The 1274-nt window shown below is 53.0% G+C and carries 2 pseudogenes; one reads left to right on the top strand and one right to left on the bottom strand.

Annotation, left to right across the window (positions count from 1 at the left end):
• A pseudogene (locus tag C448_RS16180) lies at positions 1 to 524 on the top strand (hypothetical protein); the annotation flags it as partial.
• A gap of 33 nt (positions 525 to 557) precedes the next feature.
• On the opposite strand, the pseudogene C448_RS11785 reads toward C448_RS16180, so the two are convergent.
• Positions 558 to 1274 (bottom strand): annotated as a pseudogene (locus tag C448_RS11785) (flippase); the annotation flags it as partial.

The following is a 1274-nucleotide window of genomic DNA, read 5'->3' as shown; positions in this document are numbered from 1 at the left end:
CCGTTGATAAAGTCATTGGCACCGCCAACAAGTATGAGGATAAGCGCATTATCCTTCACATGATGCAGCCTCATCGACCATTCCTCGGCGAACACGCCACAGAGTTCGCTCAGACGGGGTTTTCGCGTGTCGGTGTGAATCGAGCGGCGGGTGAAGACCCAGACATACCGTTCTGGTGGAATCGGCTTGAGGACGGAGAGATCAACCGCAAACACGTAATGCGTCTGTATCGAGATACACTGCGCACCGCGCTCCCGCATGTCCAGCGTCTTGTGGACACGCTATCGGGCAAGACAGTCATTTCCGCCGACCACGGCAACGTCTTCGGCGACCGTGGACTGTTCGGTCAGCAGTTGTATGGTCACCCCTCCTACACTCATCACCGAAAACTCGTCACAGTTCCGTGGCTCGAAATTGACAAGCCACGAAAGAAAGTCGTTGAGGGAACGGCAAACGTCCAGTCGAAACGAGAGCACTACCGCGATGCGACCGACCAATTGGAAGCACTCGGTTACGTTGAGTAACCGTATAGAAATATCACGTGATCTCCGAGACTTTCAGTTGAGTCGTGCAGCGATATCCGCAAAGAACTCGCGGTCTTCGGGTTCGATGCCGATACCAACGAGAACGAGTGTGAATGCTAGCGTTCCCATGATACCGCCGATGACTAGCAGTGCAAACCCGGAAAGTGGTGAAACGACCCGCCAACCGATCAAGACCGCCCCACAGACGAGACCGGCAACGATGGGTTTGTAAAAGTTTAGCGAATATGGGAACAGCCCTTCCATATACCAGATAGCCACGACACGGATAGCACTTATCAAAACCAGTACGATGGCAGTAGCGAATGCCGCACCGACGAGGCCGAAGCGGGTGATGAACAGGTAGTTAAAAATTACGTTGAATATACCTACACCCCATCTATCGACCATCATGAAATACTGATGGTCAGTCATCATCAGTGTGTAGCCGGTAGGACCGGTCGCGGCGTTCGCAAAGTGTCCGACAATAAAAAGCGAGAGAACCAAACCTCCCCTGCTGAACCCTTCGCCGAAGACCGAGAGCACTTCGTTCGAGTACACCAACAGTCCAACGGCTGGAAGAAGTGACAGCGTGAACGTCCACCGAGTCACCTGCGTGAACAGCGCTTCAAGATCCGCAAATTCGTCATTTCCGTACATCCGAGCGGCGATCGGAGGGTATATCGTGTTGAACCCGGTTGATGGGAGGGCAAGAACTTGTGCCAGTACAGTTGATAGGTTATAAATGCCAAC

It is taken from the genome of Halococcus morrhuae DSM 1307 (assembly GCF_000336695.1).
In the GTDB taxonomy this organism is placed as follows: domain Archaea; phylum Halobacteriota; class Halobacteria; order Halobacteriales; family Halococcaceae; genus Halococcus; species Halococcus morrhuae.
Note: the sequence above shows the minus strand (reverse complement) of the source record. Positions and strands in the feature narration are given on the sequence as shown.